General features: G+C 59.1%; 16 protein-coding genes. 9 read left to right on the forward strand and 7 right to left on the reverse strand.

The features are described 5' to 3' along the window. From rsxC to ydgT, 5 genes are all read right to left on the reverse strand, one after another. Positions 1–1,418, reverse strand: a 1,418-nt coding sequence (gene rsxC / locus ERD80_RS03065) for an electron transport complex subunit RsxC (RefSeq protein WP_136545704.1), incomplete at its 3' end; no start/stop codon positions are given. Beyond that, complete coding sequence (rsxB, locus tag ERD80_RS03070) at positions 1,411–1,989, reverse strand: electron transport complex subunit RsxB (RefSeq protein ID WP_021506189.1); 579 nt, start codon at positions 1,987–1,989, stop codon at positions 1,411–1,413. The genes rsxB and rsxC, both read right to left, overlap by 8 nt. Before the next feature lies 1 nt (position 1,990). After that, positions 1,991–2,572 (reverse strand): electron transport complex subunit RsxA, encoded by a 582-nt coding sequence (rsxA, locus tag ERD80_RS03075; RefSeq protein WP_010618951.1) that lies wholly within the window; start codon positions 2,570–2,572, stop codon positions 1,991–1,993. A 122-nt stretch (positions 2,573–2,694) separates the two neighbouring features. Beyond that, the gene (locus ERD80_RS03080; RefSeq protein ID WP_058758460.1) at positions 2,695–3,138 is read right to left on the reverse strand and encodes a DUF2569 domain-containing protein; all 444 of its coding nucleotides are present in this window, start codon (positions 3,136–3,138) and stop codon (positions 2,695–2,697) included. Positions 3,139–3,247: 109 nt separating this feature from the next. Further along, positions 3,248–3,463: a transcription modulator YdgT gene (ydgT, locus tag ERD80_RS03085; RefSeq protein ID WP_010618950.1), complete on the reverse strand. Its 216-nt coding sequence runs from the start codon at positions 3,461–3,463 to the stop codon at positions 3,248–3,250. Positions 3,464–4,136: 673 nt separating this feature from the next. On the opposite strand from ydgT, the gene ytfQ reads away from it, so the two are divergent. Genes ytfQ through yjfF form a run of 4 tightly spaced genes read left to right on the forward strand, consistent with a single transcriptional unit; the run spans position 4,137 to position 8,660 of the window. Next, on the forward strand, positions 4,137–5,093 hold the full coding sequence (gene ytfQ / locus ERD80_RS03090; RefSeq protein ID WP_021506185.1) for a galactofuranose ABC transporter, galactofuranose-binding protein YtfQ: 957 nt from the start codon (positions 4,137–4,139) through the stop codon (positions 5,091–5,093). A gap of 54 nt (positions 5,094–5,147) precedes the next feature. Beyond that, entirely contained in the window at positions 5,148–6,668 is a 1,521-nt protein-coding gene (locus ERD80_RS03095; RefSeq protein ID WP_058774750.1) for a sugar ABC transporter ATP-binding protein, read from the forward strand. Next, positions 6,661–7,677, forward strand: coding sequence for a galactofuranose ABC transporter, ATP-binding protein YtfT (gene ytfT, locus ERD80_RS03100; RefSeq protein WP_058758461.1), 1,017 nt, complete (start codon positions 6,661–6,663; stop codon positions 7,675–7,677). The genes ERD80_RS03095 and ytfT overlap by 8 nt, the downstream gene beginning before the upstream one ends. Further along, entirely contained in the window at positions 7,674–8,660 is a 987-nt protein-coding gene (gene yjfF, locus ERD80_RS03105; protein WP_021506182.1) for a galactofuranose ABC transporter, permease protein YjfF, read from the forward strand. Before ytfT ends, yjfF begins: the two co-directional genes overlap by 4 nt. A 474-nt stretch (positions 8,661–9,134) precedes the next feature. Here yjfF and araA read toward each other — a convergent pair whose 3' ends face one another. After that, complete coding sequence (gene araA / locus ERD80_RS03110; protein ID WP_021506181.1) at positions 9,135–10,625, reverse strand: L-arabinose isomerase; 1,491 nt, start codon at positions 10,623–10,625, stop codon at positions 9,135–9,137. An 11-nt stretch (positions 10,626–10,636) separates the two neighbouring features. Continuing rightward, positions 10,637–12,322 (reverse strand): ribulokinase, encoded by a 1,686-nt coding sequence (locus ERD80_RS03115; RefSeq protein WP_136545705.1) that lies wholly within the window; start codon positions 12,320–12,322, stop codon positions 10,637–10,639. Between the two features lie 366 nt (positions 12,323–12,688). Between ERD80_RS03115 and ERD80_RS03120 the strand changes: the two genes are divergently transcribed. The 5 genes from ERD80_RS03120 to ERD80_RS03140 all read left to right on the forward strand — a co-directional run. Next, a complete protein-coding gene (locus ERD80_RS03120; protein WP_021506179.1) occupies positions 12,689–13,672 on the forward strand; it encodes an arabinose ABC transporter substrate-binding protein in 984 nt (327 codons plus the stop codon). Positions 13,673–13,846: 174 nt separating this feature from the next. Continuing rightward, positions 13,847–15,367 (forward strand): L-arabinose ABC transporter ATP-binding protein AraG, encoded by a 1,521-nt coding sequence (gene araG, locus ERD80_RS03125; protein ID WP_058758463.1) that lies wholly within the window; start codon positions 13,847–13,849, stop codon positions 15,365–15,367. A 17-nt stretch (positions 15,368–15,384) separates the two neighbouring features. Continuing rightward, a complete protein-coding gene (araH, locus tag ERD80_RS03130) occupies positions 15,385–16,371 on the forward strand; it encodes an L-arabinose ABC transporter permease AraH (RefSeq protein ID WP_021506177.1) in 987 nt (328 codons plus the stop codon). 57 nt (positions 16,372–16,428) lie between these two features. Next, complete coding sequence (gene araC, locus ERD80_RS03135; protein WP_136545706.1) at positions 16,429–17,346, forward strand: arabinose operon transcriptional regulator AraC; 918 nt, start codon at positions 16,429–16,431, stop codon at positions 17,344–17,346. 77 nt (positions 17,347–17,423) lie between these two features. Beyond that, positions 17,424–18,114, forward strand: a 691-nt coding sequence (locus ERD80_RS03140; protein ID WP_136545707.1) for an oxidoreductase, incomplete at its 3' end; no start/stop codon positions are given.

Raw genomic sequence — 18,114 nt, forward strand, 5'->3', positions numbered from 1 at the left:
GCCAGTTTTTCCCGCTCAAGGCGTGCCTGACGCGCTTCAAAGCGTGCTTTGGCTTCGGCGGTGCGTTTGGCCTCCAGATCGATGGCGCGCAGTTCGGCTTTTTCCTGGCGGTAATACTGCACCAGCGGAATATTGCTGGGACAGACATACGCACAGGCACCGCACTCAATGCAGTCATCAATGTGATGGGCGCGCGCTTTATCATGATCGCCACCCTGGCTGTACCAGTACAGCTGCTGCGGCAGCAGTTTTGCCGGGCAGGCGTCAGCGCAGGCGCTGCAGCGGATGCAGGACTGTTCTTCCTGCGGTTGCCCCATCTCGCTGGCCGACGGTGCCAGAATACAGTTGGTGATCTTCACCACCGGCACGTTGAGGGACGGCAGGGTAAAGCCCATCAGCGGCCCGCCCATGATCACCATCTGGCGTGCGCCTGGCGTGAAACCGACCTGTTGCAGCAGATGGCTTACCGGGGTACCGAGACGGCCCCAGACGTTACGCGGCCGGGCAATGGCCTCGCCAGTCAGCGTCACCACGCGTTCCGTAATCGGTTCGCCATCGACAATGGCGCGCTTCACCGCCCAGGCGGTGCCGACGTTCTGCATCAGCACGCCAATGTCGGTGGAGCGTCCGCCGTGCGGCACTTCCCGCCCGGTGAGAATTTTGGTCAGCTGTTTGGCACCGCCGGAAGGGTACTTGGTTGGGATCACCCGCAGCTGCAGCTCACGGTCACCGGCCAGCGCCTGTTTCAGCGCGGCAATCGCCTCCGGCTTATTGTCTTCAATGCCAATCAGCACGCGCTCCGCCTGCAGCACCCAGGCGAGGATGCGGCAGCCTTCCAGCACTTCGGCCGCACAATCCTGCATCAGGCGGTCGTCCGCCGTGATGTAAGGTTCGCACTCGGCGGCGTTGATGATCAGCGTGTTGACGCCGCGCAGTCCGCCGCGCAGTTTGGTGGCGGTCGGGAAGCCTGCGCCGCCGAGGCCCGCAATACCGGCATCGTGGATGCGTTTCACTACCGCGTCCCGACCCAGCGCGCGATAGTCCGGCTGCGGATCGAGCGGCATCCAGCGGTCTTCGCCATCGGCGCGCAGGAAAACGCATAGCTCGGACAGGCCGGAAGGGTGCGCGGTCATGTGTGGCGCGATGGCTTCAATGGTGCCGGAAGTGGGCGCGTGCACCGGTAGCATCCGGCCGCTGCCAAAGGTCAGCGGCTGGCCGCGCAGCACCTTATCGCCCGGCGCGACACAGATTTCGCCTTCGTGGCCAATATGCTGTTTCAACGGAATGATGAACTGCTCAGGCAGCGGGAGCTGGCTGAGCGGCGTGCCGCTGGACTGAGTTTTCATTTCCGGCGGGTGAATGCCGCCTGCGAAATCCCACAGCTTCTCTTTGCGCAGCAGTGATAACAGATTAAGCATGATGTTCTACCGGGATCACCCGTACAGGTATGGTGTCAAGATCCCACTTCCAGTTGGCCGTGGTGGTGGCAACCGGGCGCATCTCAATACAGTCGGTGGGACAGGGCGCGACGCACAGGTCGCAGCCAGTGCAGACATCGCTCAGCACGGTATGCATGGCGCGCGTGGCACCGACGATGGCGTCAACCGGGCAGGCCTGAATACATTTGGTGCAGCCGATGCAGTTGGCTTCGTCAATCCACGCCACGGTGCGAACCGGCGTCAGCACTTCCGCGCCGCCGTCCAGCGGCTGCGGTTCAACGTTGAGCAGTTCGGCCAGCTTCAGCATGGTCTGTTCGCCGCCCGGCGCACATTTGTTAATGGCTTCACCGTTATTGCCCACCGCATCGGCGTACGGACGGCAGCCGGGATAGCCACACTGGCCGCACTGGCTCTGCGGCAGAATCGCATCGATCTGCTCAACAATCGGGTCTTCTTCTACTTCAAAGCGGCGCGAGGCGTAGCCCAGCAGGGCACCAAACACCAGTGCCAGCGCCGCCAGAACAGCAATAGCAATCCAAATCGCGGTCATATCAGAATTTCACCAGACCGGTAAAGCCCATGAACGCCAGCGCCATCAGGCCAGCGGTGATCAGGGCGATGGAGTTTCCTTTGAACGGTGCCGGCACGTTGGCCAGCACCAGACGTTCACGCATGCCAGCGAACAGCACCATCACCAGCGAAAAGCCGAGTGACGCACTGAAGCCGTACAGCGCCGCCTGCAGGAACGTGTGGTTGAGGTTGACGCTCAGCAGCGGCACGCCCAGCACCGCGCAGTTGGTGGTGATCAGCGGCAAAAAGATACCGAGCAGGCGATACAGCGACGGGCTGGTTTTACGCACCACCATTTCGGTGAACTGCACCACTACCGCAATCACCAGGATATAGGCCATGGTACGCAGGTACACCAGATCGAGCGGCAGCAGAATTAGGTGATTCACCAGCCAGGCGCAAATCGACGCCAGCGTAATGACGAACGTGGTGGCAAGTCCCATGCCAATGGCCGTTTCCAGTTTTTTTGACACGCCCATAAAAGGGCAAAGGCCGAGGAATTTGACCAACACGAAGTTGTTCACCAGCACGGTGCCAATAAAGAGCAGTAAGTAATCGGTCATTTTTTAACCTGGAAGCCGAAAGGCGTTTATTATCCGGAATTGAGAGGTGCATCTCAACCTTTGCGCGATTCGTGCGCTGGCTGAGAGCACTCAGAATTAAATTCCTGACGAAAAGAGCGTCATCAGGGCTGAATAAAGGTCTGTTTTACCCGCTGTGAGCGTTTGAAGTAGGGCACAAAGACTGCCGCCGAGAGCAGGGCCAGCAGCAGTGTCTGGATCGCTTTCCCATCGGCCACCGGCGTAAAAGCGAAGGTTTTCAGCGCCAGCAATACGGTCATCAGCAGCCAGAGAATGTAGTGACGTGGCAGACGGCGCGAACGCTGACAAAAGATCCAGCACACCCAGATGCTGTACAGCCACACCGCGGCGGCGGTGAGTAAAGACACCAGCCACTGCGTCATTAAAATACTGGCGTGAGAAAACAGCGTGGTGCGCAGTTCCGTGTCAAACAGCGGCCGCAGATAGAGCGCCACCACCAGCGCGCTGGTCAGCATCGTCATAATCAGCCAGGCCAGCGGCAGCAGCAGCCAGCCGGCAATACGCGGCGGGTTTACCGATTCGGACATGTTGTTCATCCTGATGTAAGAAAAAAGACGAGGCAGAGCGTACCATGTCCAAACGGGTCACGCCCGATTCGGACAGCGCACCAGGGGCAGAAACAGGGATAAGCGCGCTTTACACCACGTAGCGCCAGACGGATTTCGGCACACAGCCGAGGTCATACAGACGGCCACCTGAGGCGAGTTCAGCACGGCGGTGATCGGCGGCGCGGTACATATTGATGATCTCGTTATCATCAGTGAGCGAATAATTGAGGTGATCGTAGAGTTTTTCCAGACTCTCAAGATTATTCACTTTACGAAATTTCAGCAGGTAATCGAGCGCAGTCATGATTGCCATAAAAGATAAAGAACGGGGAAGTGCTCAAGTATAGGGAGCACGCGGCCAGAGTCCAGACACCGCGGTTAAAAAAATTCAAAATTCAGACAACGTGCGCTAATTCGCTCATCAAAAGGGACTTTTTTACGCTTTTATCTTTTTTAACGCGCATTTTTCTGCGCGTCAGGCCCGTTTTTGGCCCCGTTAACCGGGGGCTGGTGAGAAAATTTAACAGGTGCCTTAAGCGGTATTCCAGACGCTATTTTTCGCACTTTTGTTGCGCTTATTTCGAAACGCAGCGGCTGAGAAAAGCGATTAATCTGCATCGGGTTGCGCAGAATGGTGCAGCTGTGATGAAACGTCAAATTGCAAGTGTGCGAATTATCACAAAACAGAACATTGCCTGCCGCTTGCATGAATAACCATTCTTTACGTATCCGTTGTAATCGTTTCCAGTGCCTGCGGTCATAACCGCTTCTGTTTATTACAGTTATTTAACCTCCACTGACATAAAGTTCAGGCGTTTTGTCCATAAGCTGAGTCAGCTGTCTGACACGCTGATACGCGTAACCCCTTTAATTCATTCTGTTTTGTGAGGTGTGTCGCGCTTGTTTTAGCGCAATTGCGCCAGGCTTGAAGCGCGTTTGTACCCCTACAGCACACTCCCTTCAGAGGAATGAAAATTATGTGGAAACGTTTACTCTTGACCACCATGGTCAGCGCCGCACTCAGCACATCGGTTCTGGCTGCCGACATGACGGTGGGCTTCTCTCAGGTCGGTTCTGAATCCGGCTGGCGTTCGGCCGAAACCAACGTGGCAAAAAGTGAAGCGCAAAAGCGCGGTATCACCCTGAAAATTGCCGATGGTCAGCAGAAGCAGGAGAACCAGATCAAAGCGGTGCGCTCGTTTATCGCTCAGGGCGTTGACGCCATCTTCATCGCGCCAGTGGTACAGACTGGCTGGGAACCGGTGCTGGAAGAGGCCAAAGACGCCAAAATCCCGGTGTTCCTGCTGGACCGCGCCATCGTGGTGAAAGATAAATCGCTGTACATGGCGGTGGTGACGGCCGACAACGTGCTGGAAGGCAAACTGATTGGTGACTGGCTGGTGAAAACCGTCGGTGACAAGCAGTGTAACGTGGTGGAACTGCAGGGTACCGTCGGTGCCAGCGTGGCGATCGACCGTAAGAAAGGCTTTGCCGAAGCTATCGCCGGTCACAACAACATCAAAGTGATTCGCTCGCAGTCCGGTGACTTTACCCGCAGTAAGGGTAAAGAGGTGATGGAGAGCTTCATCAAAGCCGAGAACAACGGCAAAAACATCTGCATGGTGTATGCGCATAACGACGACATGGCGATCGGTGCCATCCAGGCGATCAAAGAAGCCGGCCTGAAACCGGGCAAAGATATTCTTACCGGCTCGATTGATGGTGTACCGGATATCTACAAAGCGATGCTGGCCGGCGAGGCCAATGCCAACGTTGAGCTGACGCCAGACATGGCCGGCCCGGCATTTGACGCGCTGGAGAAATTCAAAAAAGACGGCACGCTGCCACCGAAAATCATCAAAACCGAATCGAAACTGTTCTTACCGGCTGACGCCCAGGCGGAGCTGGATAAGAAAAAAGGTATGGGTTACTGATCCCCGCAACCGCCCTTCGGGGCGGTTTTTATGACGTAAGCGAGGCAGAATCGGATGAGCAGTTACGATGAAACACCCCTGCTGAGCCTCAACGGCATCAGCAAAGGCTTTCCCGGCGTCAAAGCGCTGGATAACGTGTCGTTCAGCATCCGCAAGGGCGAAATTATGGCGCTGCTGGGTGAGAACGGCGCGGGGAAATCGACCCTGATTAAAGTGCTGACCGGCGTCTATACGCGGGATGCCGGCACCATTACGCTCAACGGCGCGGTGATTGCGCCGCATAGCACCGCCGATGCGCAGCAGATGGGCATTGGTACCGTTTATCAGGAAGTGAATTTGCTGCCGAATATGTCGGTGGCGGATAACCTCTACATTGGCCGCGAGCCGCGCCGCTTCGGCATGATCGATCGTAAGCGTATGGTGCGTGACGCCGATGCGCTGATGCGCAACTACGGTTTTGCACTCGATGTCACGCGGCCGCTTGGCCACTACTCGGTGGCGATGCAGCAGATCATTGCGATTTGCCGCGCGGTCGATCTCTCCGCGCAGGTGCTGATTCTGGATGAACCAACTGCCAGCCTCGATGCCAGCGAAGTGGAGATGCTGTTTACCCTGATGGCGCAGCTGAAAGCCAAAGGCATGAGCCTGATTTTCGTCACCCACTTTCTCGACCAGGTGTACCGCATTACCGACCGGATTACCGTACTGCGCAACGGCCAGTTTATCGCCACGCGGGACACCGCTACGCTGCCGCAGATTGAGCTGATCAAGCTGATGCTGGGGCGAGAGCTGCTGGAAACCGCACTGCAGCGCCAGGGCAGCACGTTACGCAGCAATCAGCCGGTGGTGTCGTTTGAGGATTACGGCAAGAAAGGCACCATTGAACCGTTTAGCCTGCAGGTACGGCCGGGCGAAGTGGTGGGGCTGGCCGGACTGCTCGGCTCCGGGCGCACCGAGACCGCCGAGGTGCTGTTTGGCATCCGCCGCGCCGATCGCGGTACCGCCACCATCAAAGGCAAAGTGCAGCACATCCGCACGCCGGCCAAAGCCTCGCGTCTCGGCATGGGCTTCTGCCCGGAAGATCGTAAAACTGACGGCATCATCGGCGCGGCCTCGGTGCGGGAAAATATCATTCTGGCGCTGCAGGCGCAGCGTGGCTGGCTGCGGCCGATCAAACGCCGTGAGCAGCAGGCGATAGCCGAGCGTTTTATCAAGAGCCTGGGTATTCGTACGCCGCACGCCGACCAGCCGGTGGAGCTGCTGTCGGGTGGCAACCAGCAGAAGGTGCTGCTGTCACGCTGGCTGGTGACTAAACCACAGTTTCTGATTCTGGATGAGCCGACGCGCGGTATCGACGTAGGCGCCCACGCCGAGATCATTCGGCTGATAGAATCCCTGTGCGCCGACGGACTGGCGCTGCTGGTCATCTCCTCTGAACTGGAAGAGCTGGTGGGCTATGCCGATCGCGTGCTGATTATGCGCGATCTGAAGCAGGTCGCCGAAATTCCGCTGGAGCAGCTGTCGGTGGCGTCGATCGTCAACGCCATCGCGGACGGAGGAGCACAACATGCTTGAATCGCCTATGACACACGAAAAACCGGAACGGCGGAAGCCGAAGCTGCCGCCGGGCATGCCGCAGATCGTCGCGCTGATTCTGGTGCTGCTGATCGACAGCCTGGTGGCGAATAACTTTTTTGCTATTCACATTCAGGACGGGCGGCTGTTCGGCAGCCCGATTGACATTCTCAACCGCGCCGCACCGGTGGCGCTGCTGGCGATTGGTATGACGCTGGTGATCGCCACCGGCGGGATCGATCTGTCGGTGGGTGCGGTAATGGCGATTGCCGGCGCGACAGCGGCGACGCTGACGGTGGCGGGGCACAGCCTGAGTTTTATTATTCTGGCCACGCTCGGCACCGGGCTGCTGTGCGGCCTGTGGAACGGCGTGCTGGTGGCCCTGCTGAAGATTCAGCCGTTTGTCGCCACGCTGATTCTGATGGTGGCCGGGCGCGGCATCGCGCAGCTGATCACCCAGGGACAGATCGTCACCTTTAACAGTGACAGCCTCGCGTGGTTTGGCAGCGGTTCGCTGTGGCTGCTGCCGGTACCGGTGTGGATTACCCTGCTGGTGGCCGTGGCGGTGTGGCTGCTGACGCGCAAAACCGCGCTTGGCCTGTTCATCGAAGCGGTAGGCATCAACCTGCGCGCGGCGCGCAATGCCGGGGTGACCGGCTGGCTGGTGGTGATGTCCACCTATGCCATCAGCGGCGTGTGCGCGGCGGTAGCCGGGCTGATTGTCGCCGCCGATATTCGCGGTGCCGATGCCAATAATGCCGGGTTGTGGCTGGAGCTGGACGCCATTCTGGCGGTGGTGATTGGTGGCGCCTCGCTGATGGGCGGGCGTTTTAACCTGGTGCTGTCGCTGGTTGGCGCGCTGATAATCCAGTCAATGAATACCGGCATCCTGCTGTCAGGTTTTCCGCCGGAGCTGAACCAGGTGGTGAAAGCGGTGGTGGTGATGTGCGTACTGCTGCTGCAGTCGCCGCGCTTTATCGCCATGCTGAAGGGGAGACGTAAACCATGATCAAGCGTCATTTACCGTTAATGATTACCCTGCTGGTGTTTGTCGCAGGCTACCTGTTCTGCCTCAGCCAGTTCCCCGGCTTTGCCTCAACGCGGGTGATTTGCAACATCCTCACTGATAATGCGTTTCTCGGCATCATCGCCGTCGGCATGACGTTTGTGATTTTGTCCGGCGGCATCGATCTGTCAGTTGGCGCGGTGATCGCCTTCACCGGCGTGTTCCTGGCGCGCATCATCGGCGACTACCATGTCGATCCGCTGCTGGCCTTTGCGCTGATTCTGGCGGCAGGCGCACTGTTTGGTGCCATGATGGGCTGGCTGATTGATGCATTAAAAATCCCGGCCTTTATCATCACGCTCGCCGGGATGTTTTTCCTGCGCGGCTGCAGCTATCTGGTGTCGGAGAACTCGATTCCTATCGATCATCCGCTGTATACCACGTTGTCGAGCCTGGCGTGGAAAATTCCGGGCGGCGGACGTCTCAGCCTGCTGGCGGTGATTATGCTGGTGGTGGTGGCGGGGGGCATTCTGCTGGCGCACCGTACGCGCTTCGGTAATCAGGTCTACGCCATTGGCGGCAATCTGACGTCGGCTCAGCTGATGGGCGTGTCGACGCGCGCCACCACGATTAAGATTTATATGCTGTCGACCACGCTGGCGACGCTGGCAGGCATCGTATTTTCCATTTACACCTCGGCCGGCTACGCGCTGGCCGGGCTGGGCGTCGAGCTGGATGCCATCGCTTCGGTGGTGATTGGCGGTACGCTGCTGTCGGGGGGCGTCGGTACGGTGCTGGGCACGCTGTTTGGGGTGCTGATTCAGGGGTTGATTCAGACATGGATTAACTTCGACGGCACGCTGAGTTCGTGGTGGACCAAAATCGCCATCGGTATCCTGCTGTTTGCCTTTATTGCGCTGCAGCGTCTGCTGACGGTGATGTGGGACCGCCAGCAGAACGCGCCGGTTAAGCGTTTAACGTCTTAGTCGTGATCGCATGAGTGTGTTTTAAGAGGTGCGCAAACTGGCGCACCTTTTTTTATGCACAGATTCGTGGATGTTGGGTGGGGTTGCTGTTTTAGCGCTCAGAGTCGTGAAAGTTTGGTGGGTTTGCTGTTAATTGGGTGCCCGGCCCCATTAAGGCCAGCCCGATCGCAAAGAAACCCCGCATCCATGCCGATCGGCCGCGCCATCCCTGGCGCGGACGCTTTGCTATTCGGGCTGGTCTTGATGGGGCAAGTGGGACTGTCATTGCTGTAGTCAGTACGACGCTTAATGGCTGATGCAAATTCGGCTCCGGTAAAAGCGCAACCAACCTGCATTAAGGAGATCAAGGCGGCCGGGGCGACAGGGAGGTATTCACGCTGGCTTTACGTAACGCCTGCCGTTGTTGACTGGACCGCAGTTTCGCCATAAAAAAAGCCGCGATACCCTCGCGGCTTGCTTCAACATTTCAGGCTATTAACGTTTCAGGCGGTAGTACGCATCGTTCCAGCGCAGCGCATCTTTGAAGGCCGGCAGGCGCGTCTCGTCATCAATCACCAGCACTTCAATGCCGTGCAGTTCACCGTACAGGTACATGTCCTCGACATCCAGCGCCTGGCTGAACACCGTATGGTGTGCGCCGCCCGCCAGGATCCACGCTTCAGAAGCGGTGGCCAGCGACGGCTGCGCGCGCCACAGCGCACGTGCCACCGGCAGCTTCGGCAGCGCCTGCGGCTGTTCAATGGTATCGACCACGTTGACCAGCAGACGGAAGCGGTCGCCCATGTCGATCACGCTGGCGTTCACCGCGCGACCCGCCGGCGTTGAGAAAATCAGACGCGCCGGATCGGCTTTACCGCCAATGCCGAGGAACTGCACATCAATCAGCGGCTTCTCCTCTTTGGCGATCGACGGGCACACTTCCAGCATGTGCGAGCCCAGTACCAGCTCGTTGCCCGGCGCGAAGTGGTAGGTGTAATCCTCCATAAACGAGGTGCCGCCGGCGCGCGTGCCGGCCTGTACTTTCAGGATGTGCAGCAGCGCGGCGGTTTTCCAGTCGCCTTCACCAGCGAAACCGTAGCCCTGAGCCATCAGGCGCTGAACCGCCAGACCGGGCAACTGGGTCATACCGTGCAGCGTCTGGAAATTGGTGGTAAAGGCTTTACAGCCTTCGCTATCGAGGAAGCGTTTCAGGCCCAGTTCGATGCGTGCGGCATCCAGCACATTCTGCCGCTTGTCGCCGTTTACAGACGCCGCTGCGCTGAACAGATACTGGCTCTCATATTCGTCGACCAGCGCGTTGACATCACCGTCGCTGACGCTGTTCACCACCTCAACCAGATCGCCGACGCCCCAGCCGTTAACCGCATAGCCAAACTGAATCTGCGCTGCCACTTTATCGCCTTCGGTGACCGCCACTTCGCGCATATTGTCACCGAAGCGCGCCACTTTCAGCTGCTGGCTGGCCTGCTTCGCCAGGGCGGCATTGATCCAGCGCGCGATACGCTGCTGGCTGGTTTTATCCTGCCAGTGACCGGTCACTACGCTGTGCTGCAGACCCATGCGCGCGCCAATGAAGCCGAACTCACGGCCGCCGTGCGCGGTCTGGTTCAGGTTCATAAAGTCCATATCCATGCTGTCCCACGGAATTTCCGCATTGAACTGGGTGTGAAACTGCAGCAGCGGCTTATGCAAAATACTCAGTCCGCCAATCCACATTTTTGCCGGCGAAAAGGTGTGCAGCCAGGTAATGATACCGACGCACTGGCTGTCGTGATTGGCCTCGCGGCACAGCGCCAGCGCTTCATCCGGTGATTTCACCAGCGGCTTCAGCTCAAGCGGCACCGGCAGCGTACCGGCCTGGTTCAGGCCGTCCATCACCTGGCGCGCATGCTGCTCAACCTGGCGCAGGGTTTCCGCTCCGTAGAGATGCTGTGTACCAATCACAAACCAGACTTTCTGTTCCATTCATCGCTCCTTTACTTAGCGGATGCGGCGCGCGCGGCGTACTGCGGTTCAGCCGCCTGGCACCAGTGTTGATAACGTTGATAAAGCTGCTGATAAGTCGCCACGCGCTGGCTGTCCGGCTGCAGGGTGACGGCAATCGGACTGGCCATCACCTGCTGCGCCGCCGGCACATCGGGGTAAACGCCGGCGGCAACGGCGGCAAAAATCGCCGCGCCCAGCGCACAGCACTCATCGGAAGCGACAATGTCCAGCGGCCGGTTCATCACATCGCAGCAGGCCTGCATGATGGCAGGGGATTTGCGCGCAATGCCGCCGAGCGTCAGGATGTTCTGCACCGGAATCTGCTGCTGCTCGAAGCACTCCATGATGGCGCGTGCGCCAAAGGCGGTGGCGGCAATCAGGCCGCCGAACAGCGCCGGCGCATCGGTGCCGAGGTTGAGGTCGGCAATCACGCCTTTCAGGCGCTGGTTGGCGTCCGGCGTGCGGCGACCGTTAAACCAGTCCAGCACCACCGGCAGGTGATCGAGTTGCGGATTTGCCGCCCAGGCGTCGGTCAGCTGGCGGATCAAATCCTGCTGCAGCGCGGCCAGCTGCGGCTGTAATTCAGGATGGCGCTGCGCCGCCTGCTGCAAAGGCCAGCCGAGCAGGCGACTGAACCAGGCATAGATGTCGCCGAACGCCGATTGTCCGGCCTCGCAGCCGATGGCGCCCGGCATCACGCTGCCGTCGACCTGACCGCAGATGCCTTTGATCGCGCGATCGCCCACCTGTTCGCTGTCGGCGATCAGGATGTCGCAGGTCGAAGTGCCGATGACTTTCACCAGCGTGTACGGCTGTGCGCCCGCGCCAACCGCGCCCATGTGGCAGTCAAAGGCGCCACCGGACAGCACCACCTGTTCTGACAGACCGAGGCGCTGCGCCCATTCGCCCGACAGCGTGCCGACCGGCACATCGGCGGTAAAGGTATCGCTGAACAGCGGCGAATCGAGCTGTTCCACCAGCATGGGATCGAGCGCGCGAAAGAACGCCGCCGGCGGTAAACCCTGCCACTCCGGATGCCACAATGATTTGTGCCCGGCGGCGCAGCGTCCGCGCCGCAGATCGGCCGGTGCGGTGGTACCGCTCAGCAGCGCGGGCACCCAGTCGCACAGCTCTACCCACGACACCGCCGCCTCTCGCACCGCGGCATCGGCACGCGACACGTGCAAAATTTTGGCCCAGAACCATTCGGAGGAGTAAACGCCGCCAATGTAGCGGGTATAGTCGGTGAACTGGCCGCTGCGGCACAGGCGGTTGATCTCTTCGGCTTCTTCTATGGCGGTGTGATCTTTCCACAGCACAAACATGGCGTTGGGATTGCTGGCGAATTCCGGACGCAGCGCGAGGACGTTGCCGTCGCGATCGATGGGGGCCGGCGTCGAGCCGGTAGAATCGACGCCAATACCCACCACCGCGGCGCGCTGCGCCGGACTTAACGCCTGCACCACGCTGACGATGGCCTGCTCCAGCGCATCAATATAATCCTGAGGATGATGACGAAAGCGGTTGGCGTGTGCGTCGCAGAATTCACCCTTTGCCCAGCGCGGATAGTTGACCACCGCCTTCTCCAGCTCTTTACCGCTGTGGCACTCCACGGCCAGCGCCCGTACCGAGTCACTGCCGAAATCCAGCCCAATTGTTATGGCACCCGCGCTCATCGGGATTCTCCTGTGTGAGTTGTCTCGCTCTATCCTGGAATGGGGAGCGGGCGGCGGTTAGTCATCAACGGCTGAGAATATGCACTTTTCTGTCATCGGCGGGGTTGTGTGATCGACAGCAAAAGTTAATGTCCGGTTAATTTTGCTGAATATATGGAGGATTTAGTCATCGTTTTGGGATGTGATACCGCTCTACATTTTTCCGCGCTTTTCCCGCTACAACTAGCCCAGCGTTTGCACAGCCTTTGTACAACCTTTGAGCTAACGCGCTGATTTTGCGCTGTACCCGAACGTGAAATCTGATTGGTAGCGTTTACACCGATTCGTTGATAACAGCGATAAAACACCATTGTGCCGGAGAGCATCATGCATAAATTCACTAAAGCACTGGCGGCCGCAGGCCTCGCCGCGCTTATGTCACAATCCGCTATCGCCGAGACCATGAAACTCGGTTTTCTCGTCAAACAGCCGGAGGAACCCTGGTTCCAGACCGAGTGGAAATTCGCCGATAAAGCCGGCAAAGATCTTGGCTTTGAAGTGATCAAAATTGCCGTACCGGACGGTGAAAAAACCCTGAACGCTATCGATAGCCTGGCGGCGAGCGGTGCCAAAGGCTTTGTCATCTGTACCCCGGATCCCAAGCTGGGCTCGGCCATCGTTGCCAAAGCACGCAGCTATGACCTGAAAGTGATTGCCGTGGATGACCAGTTTGTCACCGCCAAAGGCAAGCCGATGGATACCGTACCGCTGGTGATGATGGCGGCGACCAAAATCGGCGAGCGTCAGGGCCAGGAGCTGTACAAAGAGATGCAGAAACGCGGCTGGGATGTGAAGCAAACCGCCGTGATGGCGATTACTGCTAACGAACTGGATACCGCACGCCGCCGCACCGGTGGCTCAATGGCCGCGCTAAAAGCCGCCGGCTTCCCGGAGAAGCAGATTTATCAGGTGCCGACCAAATCTAACGATATCCCGGGCGCGTTTGACGCCGGTAACTCGCTGCTGGTGCAGCATCCGGAAGTGAAGCACTGGCTGATTGTCGGCATGAACGACAACACCGTGCTGGGCGGCGTGCGCGCCACCGAAGGCCAGGGCTTCAAGGCACCGGACGTGATCGGCATCGGCATCAACGGCGTGGATGCGGTAAGCGAGCTGTCGAAAGGCGCGCCAACCGGCTTCTACGGTTCCCTGCTGCCGAGCCCGGACGTGCACGGCTATAAGAGCAGCGAAATGCTCTACAACTGGGTGACCAAAGGGCAGGAGCCAGCGAAATTCACCGAAGTGACCGACGTGGTGCTGATCACCCGCGACAATTTCAAAACCGAGCTGGCGAAGAAAGGGCTGATGTAAGTCGGTTTTAAGCCGTCCTCAATGTGATGTTAATTAACAGGCAGCCGGCATAGTTCGTGCTGTAGCAAGGCGGCAGGCACGTTTATCCCCGGGAGCTTACTGAGGTCAGTGACCGGGGTAAATGTGCGCAGTCAACGCCGCTACGGTGCGAAATATAGAGGCTCAGGAGTTCCCATGAACACGGATCCAGCATTTCTGTCATTTCATGGCATCAGCAAAACCTTCCCTGGCGTGAAAGCGCTGCAGGATATCTCTTTTCAGTGCCGCGCCGGTGAAGTGCACGCGCTGATGGGAGAAAACGGCGCGGGCAAATCCACGCTGCTGAAAATCCTCAGCGGCAGCTATCAGCCCAGCGGCGGCGAAATCCGCATCAAAGGCACAGCGAAAAGCTTCAGCAATACCGTTGATGCGCTGGATGCCGGTGTAGCGATCATTTACCAGGAGCTGCATCTGGTACCGGAAATGAGCGTGGCGGAGAACATCTATCTTGGCCAGCTGCCGCACAAGCGCGGGCTGGTTAATCGCAAGCTGCTGCGTTACGAAGCCGGTCTGCAGCTGAAAAATCTTGGCATGGATATCGATCCCGACATGCCGCTGAAATACCTGTCGCTCGGCCAGTGGCAGATGGTCGAAATCGCCAAAGCGCTGGCGCGCAACGCGCGCATCATCGCCTTTGATGAGCCGACCAGTTCGCTGTCGGCGCGCGAAATTGAGCATCTGTTCCGCGTGATTCGCCAGTTGCGCGAGCAGGGCCGGGTGGTGCTGTACGTTTCGCATCGTATGGAAGAAATTTTCGCGCTGAGCGATGCCATTACCGTGTTTAAGGATGGGCGCTACGTGCGCACTTTTACGGACATGGCCAATACCCACCATGACGATCTGGTGGAGGCGATGGTCGGACGCAACCTCGGAGATATCTATGGCTACGCGCCACGTGAGCTGGGCCCCGTGCGTCTGCAGCTGGACAAGGTGGAAGCGAAAGGCGTGCGGATGCCGATATCGCTGACGGTGCGCGCCGGAGAAATTGTCGGTCTGTTTGGACTGGTCGGTGCCGGCCGCAGCGAACTGATGAAAGGGTTGTTTGGTGCCACCCGCCTGCGCGCAGGCACGGTCACGCTGGACGGTAAGCAGCTCAACATCCGCGAACCGATTGATGCCATCCGCGCCGGCATCATGCTGTGCCCGGAAGATCGCAAAGCCGAAGGCATCATCCCGGTGCACTCGGTGCGCGAGAACATCAATATCAGCGCGCGCCGCCACAACCTGAGTGCCGGCTGTCTGATCAAGCCGGGCTGGGAAGCGAAAAACGCGGACCACCACATTCGCTCGCTGAACATCAAAACGCCGGGCGCGCATCAGCTGATCATGAATCTGTCCGGTGGCAACCAGCAGAAGGCGATTCTGGGCCGCTGGCTGTCGGAGGAGATGAACGTGATCCTGCTCGACGAACCGACGCGCGGCATTGATGTCGGCGCCAAACATGAAATCTACAACCTGATTTATCAGCTGGCGAACAAAGGGATCGCGGTGCTGTTTGCCTCCAGCGATCTGCCCGAAGTGATGGGACTGGCCGACCGCATCGTAGTAATGCGCGAAGGTGAGATTGCCGGTGAACTGCCCCACGACGCCGCCACGGAGCAGCTGACGCTGAGCCTGGCCATGCCGAAAACCACTCAAGCGGCCGCCGTGGCCTGAGGTAAAGGAGAGTAAAAATGGCTTCATCTACCACGTCCAATACGCCACCGGTGCAGCGCAGTGGCCTGCAGCTCGGGCGCATCTGGGACAACTTCGGCATGCTGGTGGTGTTTGCGCTGCTGTTTATCGTCTGCGCCATCTTCGTGCCTAATTTTGGCACCTTTATCAACATGAAAGGGCTGGGCCTGGCGATGTCGATGTCCGGCATGGTGGCGTGCGGCATGCTGTTCTGCCTCGCCTCCGGCGATTTCGACCTGTCGGTGGCGTCGGTGATTGCCTGCGCTGGCGTCGTCACCGCCGTGGTGATTAACATGACCGAAAGCCTGTGGATCGGCGTCGCCGCCGGCCTGCTGCTCGGTATGGCCACCGGTTTCGTTAACGGCTTCGTGATTGCGCGTCTGAAGATTAACGCGCTGATTACCACGCTGGCGACCATGCAGATTGTGCGCGGCCTGGCCTATATCTTCTCCGACGGTAAAGCGGTGGGGATTGAGGATGAACGTTTTTTCACCCTCGGCTACGCCAACTGGCTGGGCGTGCCGGCACCGATCTGGCTGACCATCGCCACCATGATCGTGTTCGGTTTCCTGCTGAACAAAACCACCTTTGGCCGCAACACGCTGGCGATTGGTGGCAACGAGGAAGCGGCGCGGCTGGCCGGGGTGCCGGTGGTGCGCACGCGCATCATCATCTTTATCCTTTCCGGGCTGGTATCAGCGGCGGCCGGCATTATCCTGGCTTCACGCATGACCAGCGGTCAGCCGATGACCTCGCTCGGTTATGAGCTGATCGTTATCTCCGCCTGCGTGCTGGGCGGCGTGTCGCTGAAGGGCGGTATTGGCAAGATCTCCTACGTGGTCGCCGGGGTATTGATTCTGGGTACCGTCGAGAATGCGATGAATTTATTGAATATCTCGCCATTCTCACAGTATGTGGTGCGCGGTTTGATACTGTTAGCGGCAGTGATTTTTGACCGTTACAAACAAAAGAGCAGAACCGCTTGATCCCGCGGGCGCAGCCGCAACGCTGCGCCCTGACATCACGCGAACCGGGAGATCCTTATGTACCACCGCGAAGCGCCGAGTGAGCAGCAAAATCCCTTACTGCCGGGCTATCCGTTTAACGCCTGGCTGGTGGCAGGACTGACGCCGATCAACGCCGGCGATCAGCTCGATTTTTTTATCGATCGCCCGCACGGCATGAAAGGTTACATCCTCAATCTGACCATCAAAGGTCAGGGACGGGTCTTTGACGGCGAGTCAGCTTTTGACTGCGAGCCAGGCGACCTGCTGCTGTTTCAGCCGAAAACGCCGCACTACTATGGCCGCGCGCCGGACAGTCCGTGCTGGCATCATCGCTGGGTCTATTTCCGTCCACGCGCCTACTGGACCGACTGGCTGCAGTGGCAGGATCAGAACCAGGGCGTTGGCCGGCTGCGGTTGCCGGAAGCGCTGCGCGCCGAATTTGACCGCCTGTTTGCCAGCATCGAACAGACGCACAACTCCGGACGTCGCTTTGCCGAGGAGCTGGCGATGAATCTGCTGGAGCGCCTGCTGCTGCGTGCGGTGGAAGAGGATCCGCGCAGCCATCAGCAAATTCGCGACCCACGCGTGATTGAAGCCTGCCAGTACGTCACCAATCATCTGGCCAGCGAGGTGAAAATCGAGGAAGTGGCGCGCCACGTCTGTCTGTCGCCGTCGCGTCTGGCCCACCTGTTCCGCGAGCAGATGGGAATCAACCTGCTGCGCTGGCGCGAAGATCAGCGGGTGATCCGCGCCAAGCTGCTGCTGCAAACCACTCAGGAACCGATCGCCTCGGTGGGGCGCGAGGTCGGCTACGACGACCAGCTCTACTTCTCGCGCGTGTTCCGCAAGCGGGTGGGCGTCAGTCCGAGCGATTTCCGCCGCCGCAGTCAGGATGCGCACGACGCGCTGGTGGCCCAGGAGAGCTGGCAACCGGCACGGAGTGCGATCTCCTGAGCTTTCAGGTGATTCCGCCTTGTTCTTACTGACTGATTCGTCTTAAATCAGTCAGGTCACGAACAAGAGGAATGAGAATGAGCGATAAACTACGTGTCGGCCTGATCGGCTACGGATTTGCCAGCAAAACCTTCCATGCGCCGCTGATCGCCGGTACGCCAGACGTTGAGCTGGCGGCGATCTCCAGCAGCGATGCCAGTAAAGTGCACGCTGACTGGCCGTCGGTGCAGGTGGTGGCCGATCCCCAGGCGCTTCTGGATGACCCGACGCTGCACCTGATTGTAATTCCTACCCCTAACGACACCCACTTCCCGCTCGCCAAAGCGGCACTCAATGCCGGCAAGCATGTGGTGGTCGACAAACCGTTTACCGTGACACTGTCACAGGCGCGCGAGCTCGACCAGCTGGCCAAAGCCAAAGGGCTGCTGTTGTCAGTGTTCCATAACCGCCGCTGGGACAGCGATTTCCTGACGCTGAAAACGCTGCTGAACGACGGCACGCTGGGCGAGGTGCGCTATCTGGAGTCGCACTTTGACCGTTTCCGTCCGGAAGTGCGTCAGCGCTGGCGCGAAATGAAAGGCCCGGGCAGCGGGATTTGGTTCGATCTTGGACCGCACGTGCTGGACCAGGCGTTGCAGCTGTTTGGACCGCCGGTGGCGATCAACGTCGACATGGCTGAACTGCGTCCGGGCGCGCAAACCACCGATTACTTCCACGCGGTGCTGACTTATCCCACCCGGCGCGTAGTGCTGCACGCCAGCATGCTGG

Source organism: Pantoea sp. R102 (assembly GCF_004916815.1).
Classification (GTDB): Bacteria; Pseudomonadota; Gammaproteobacteria; order Enterobacterales; family Enterobacteriaceae; genus Pantoea; species Pantoea dispersa.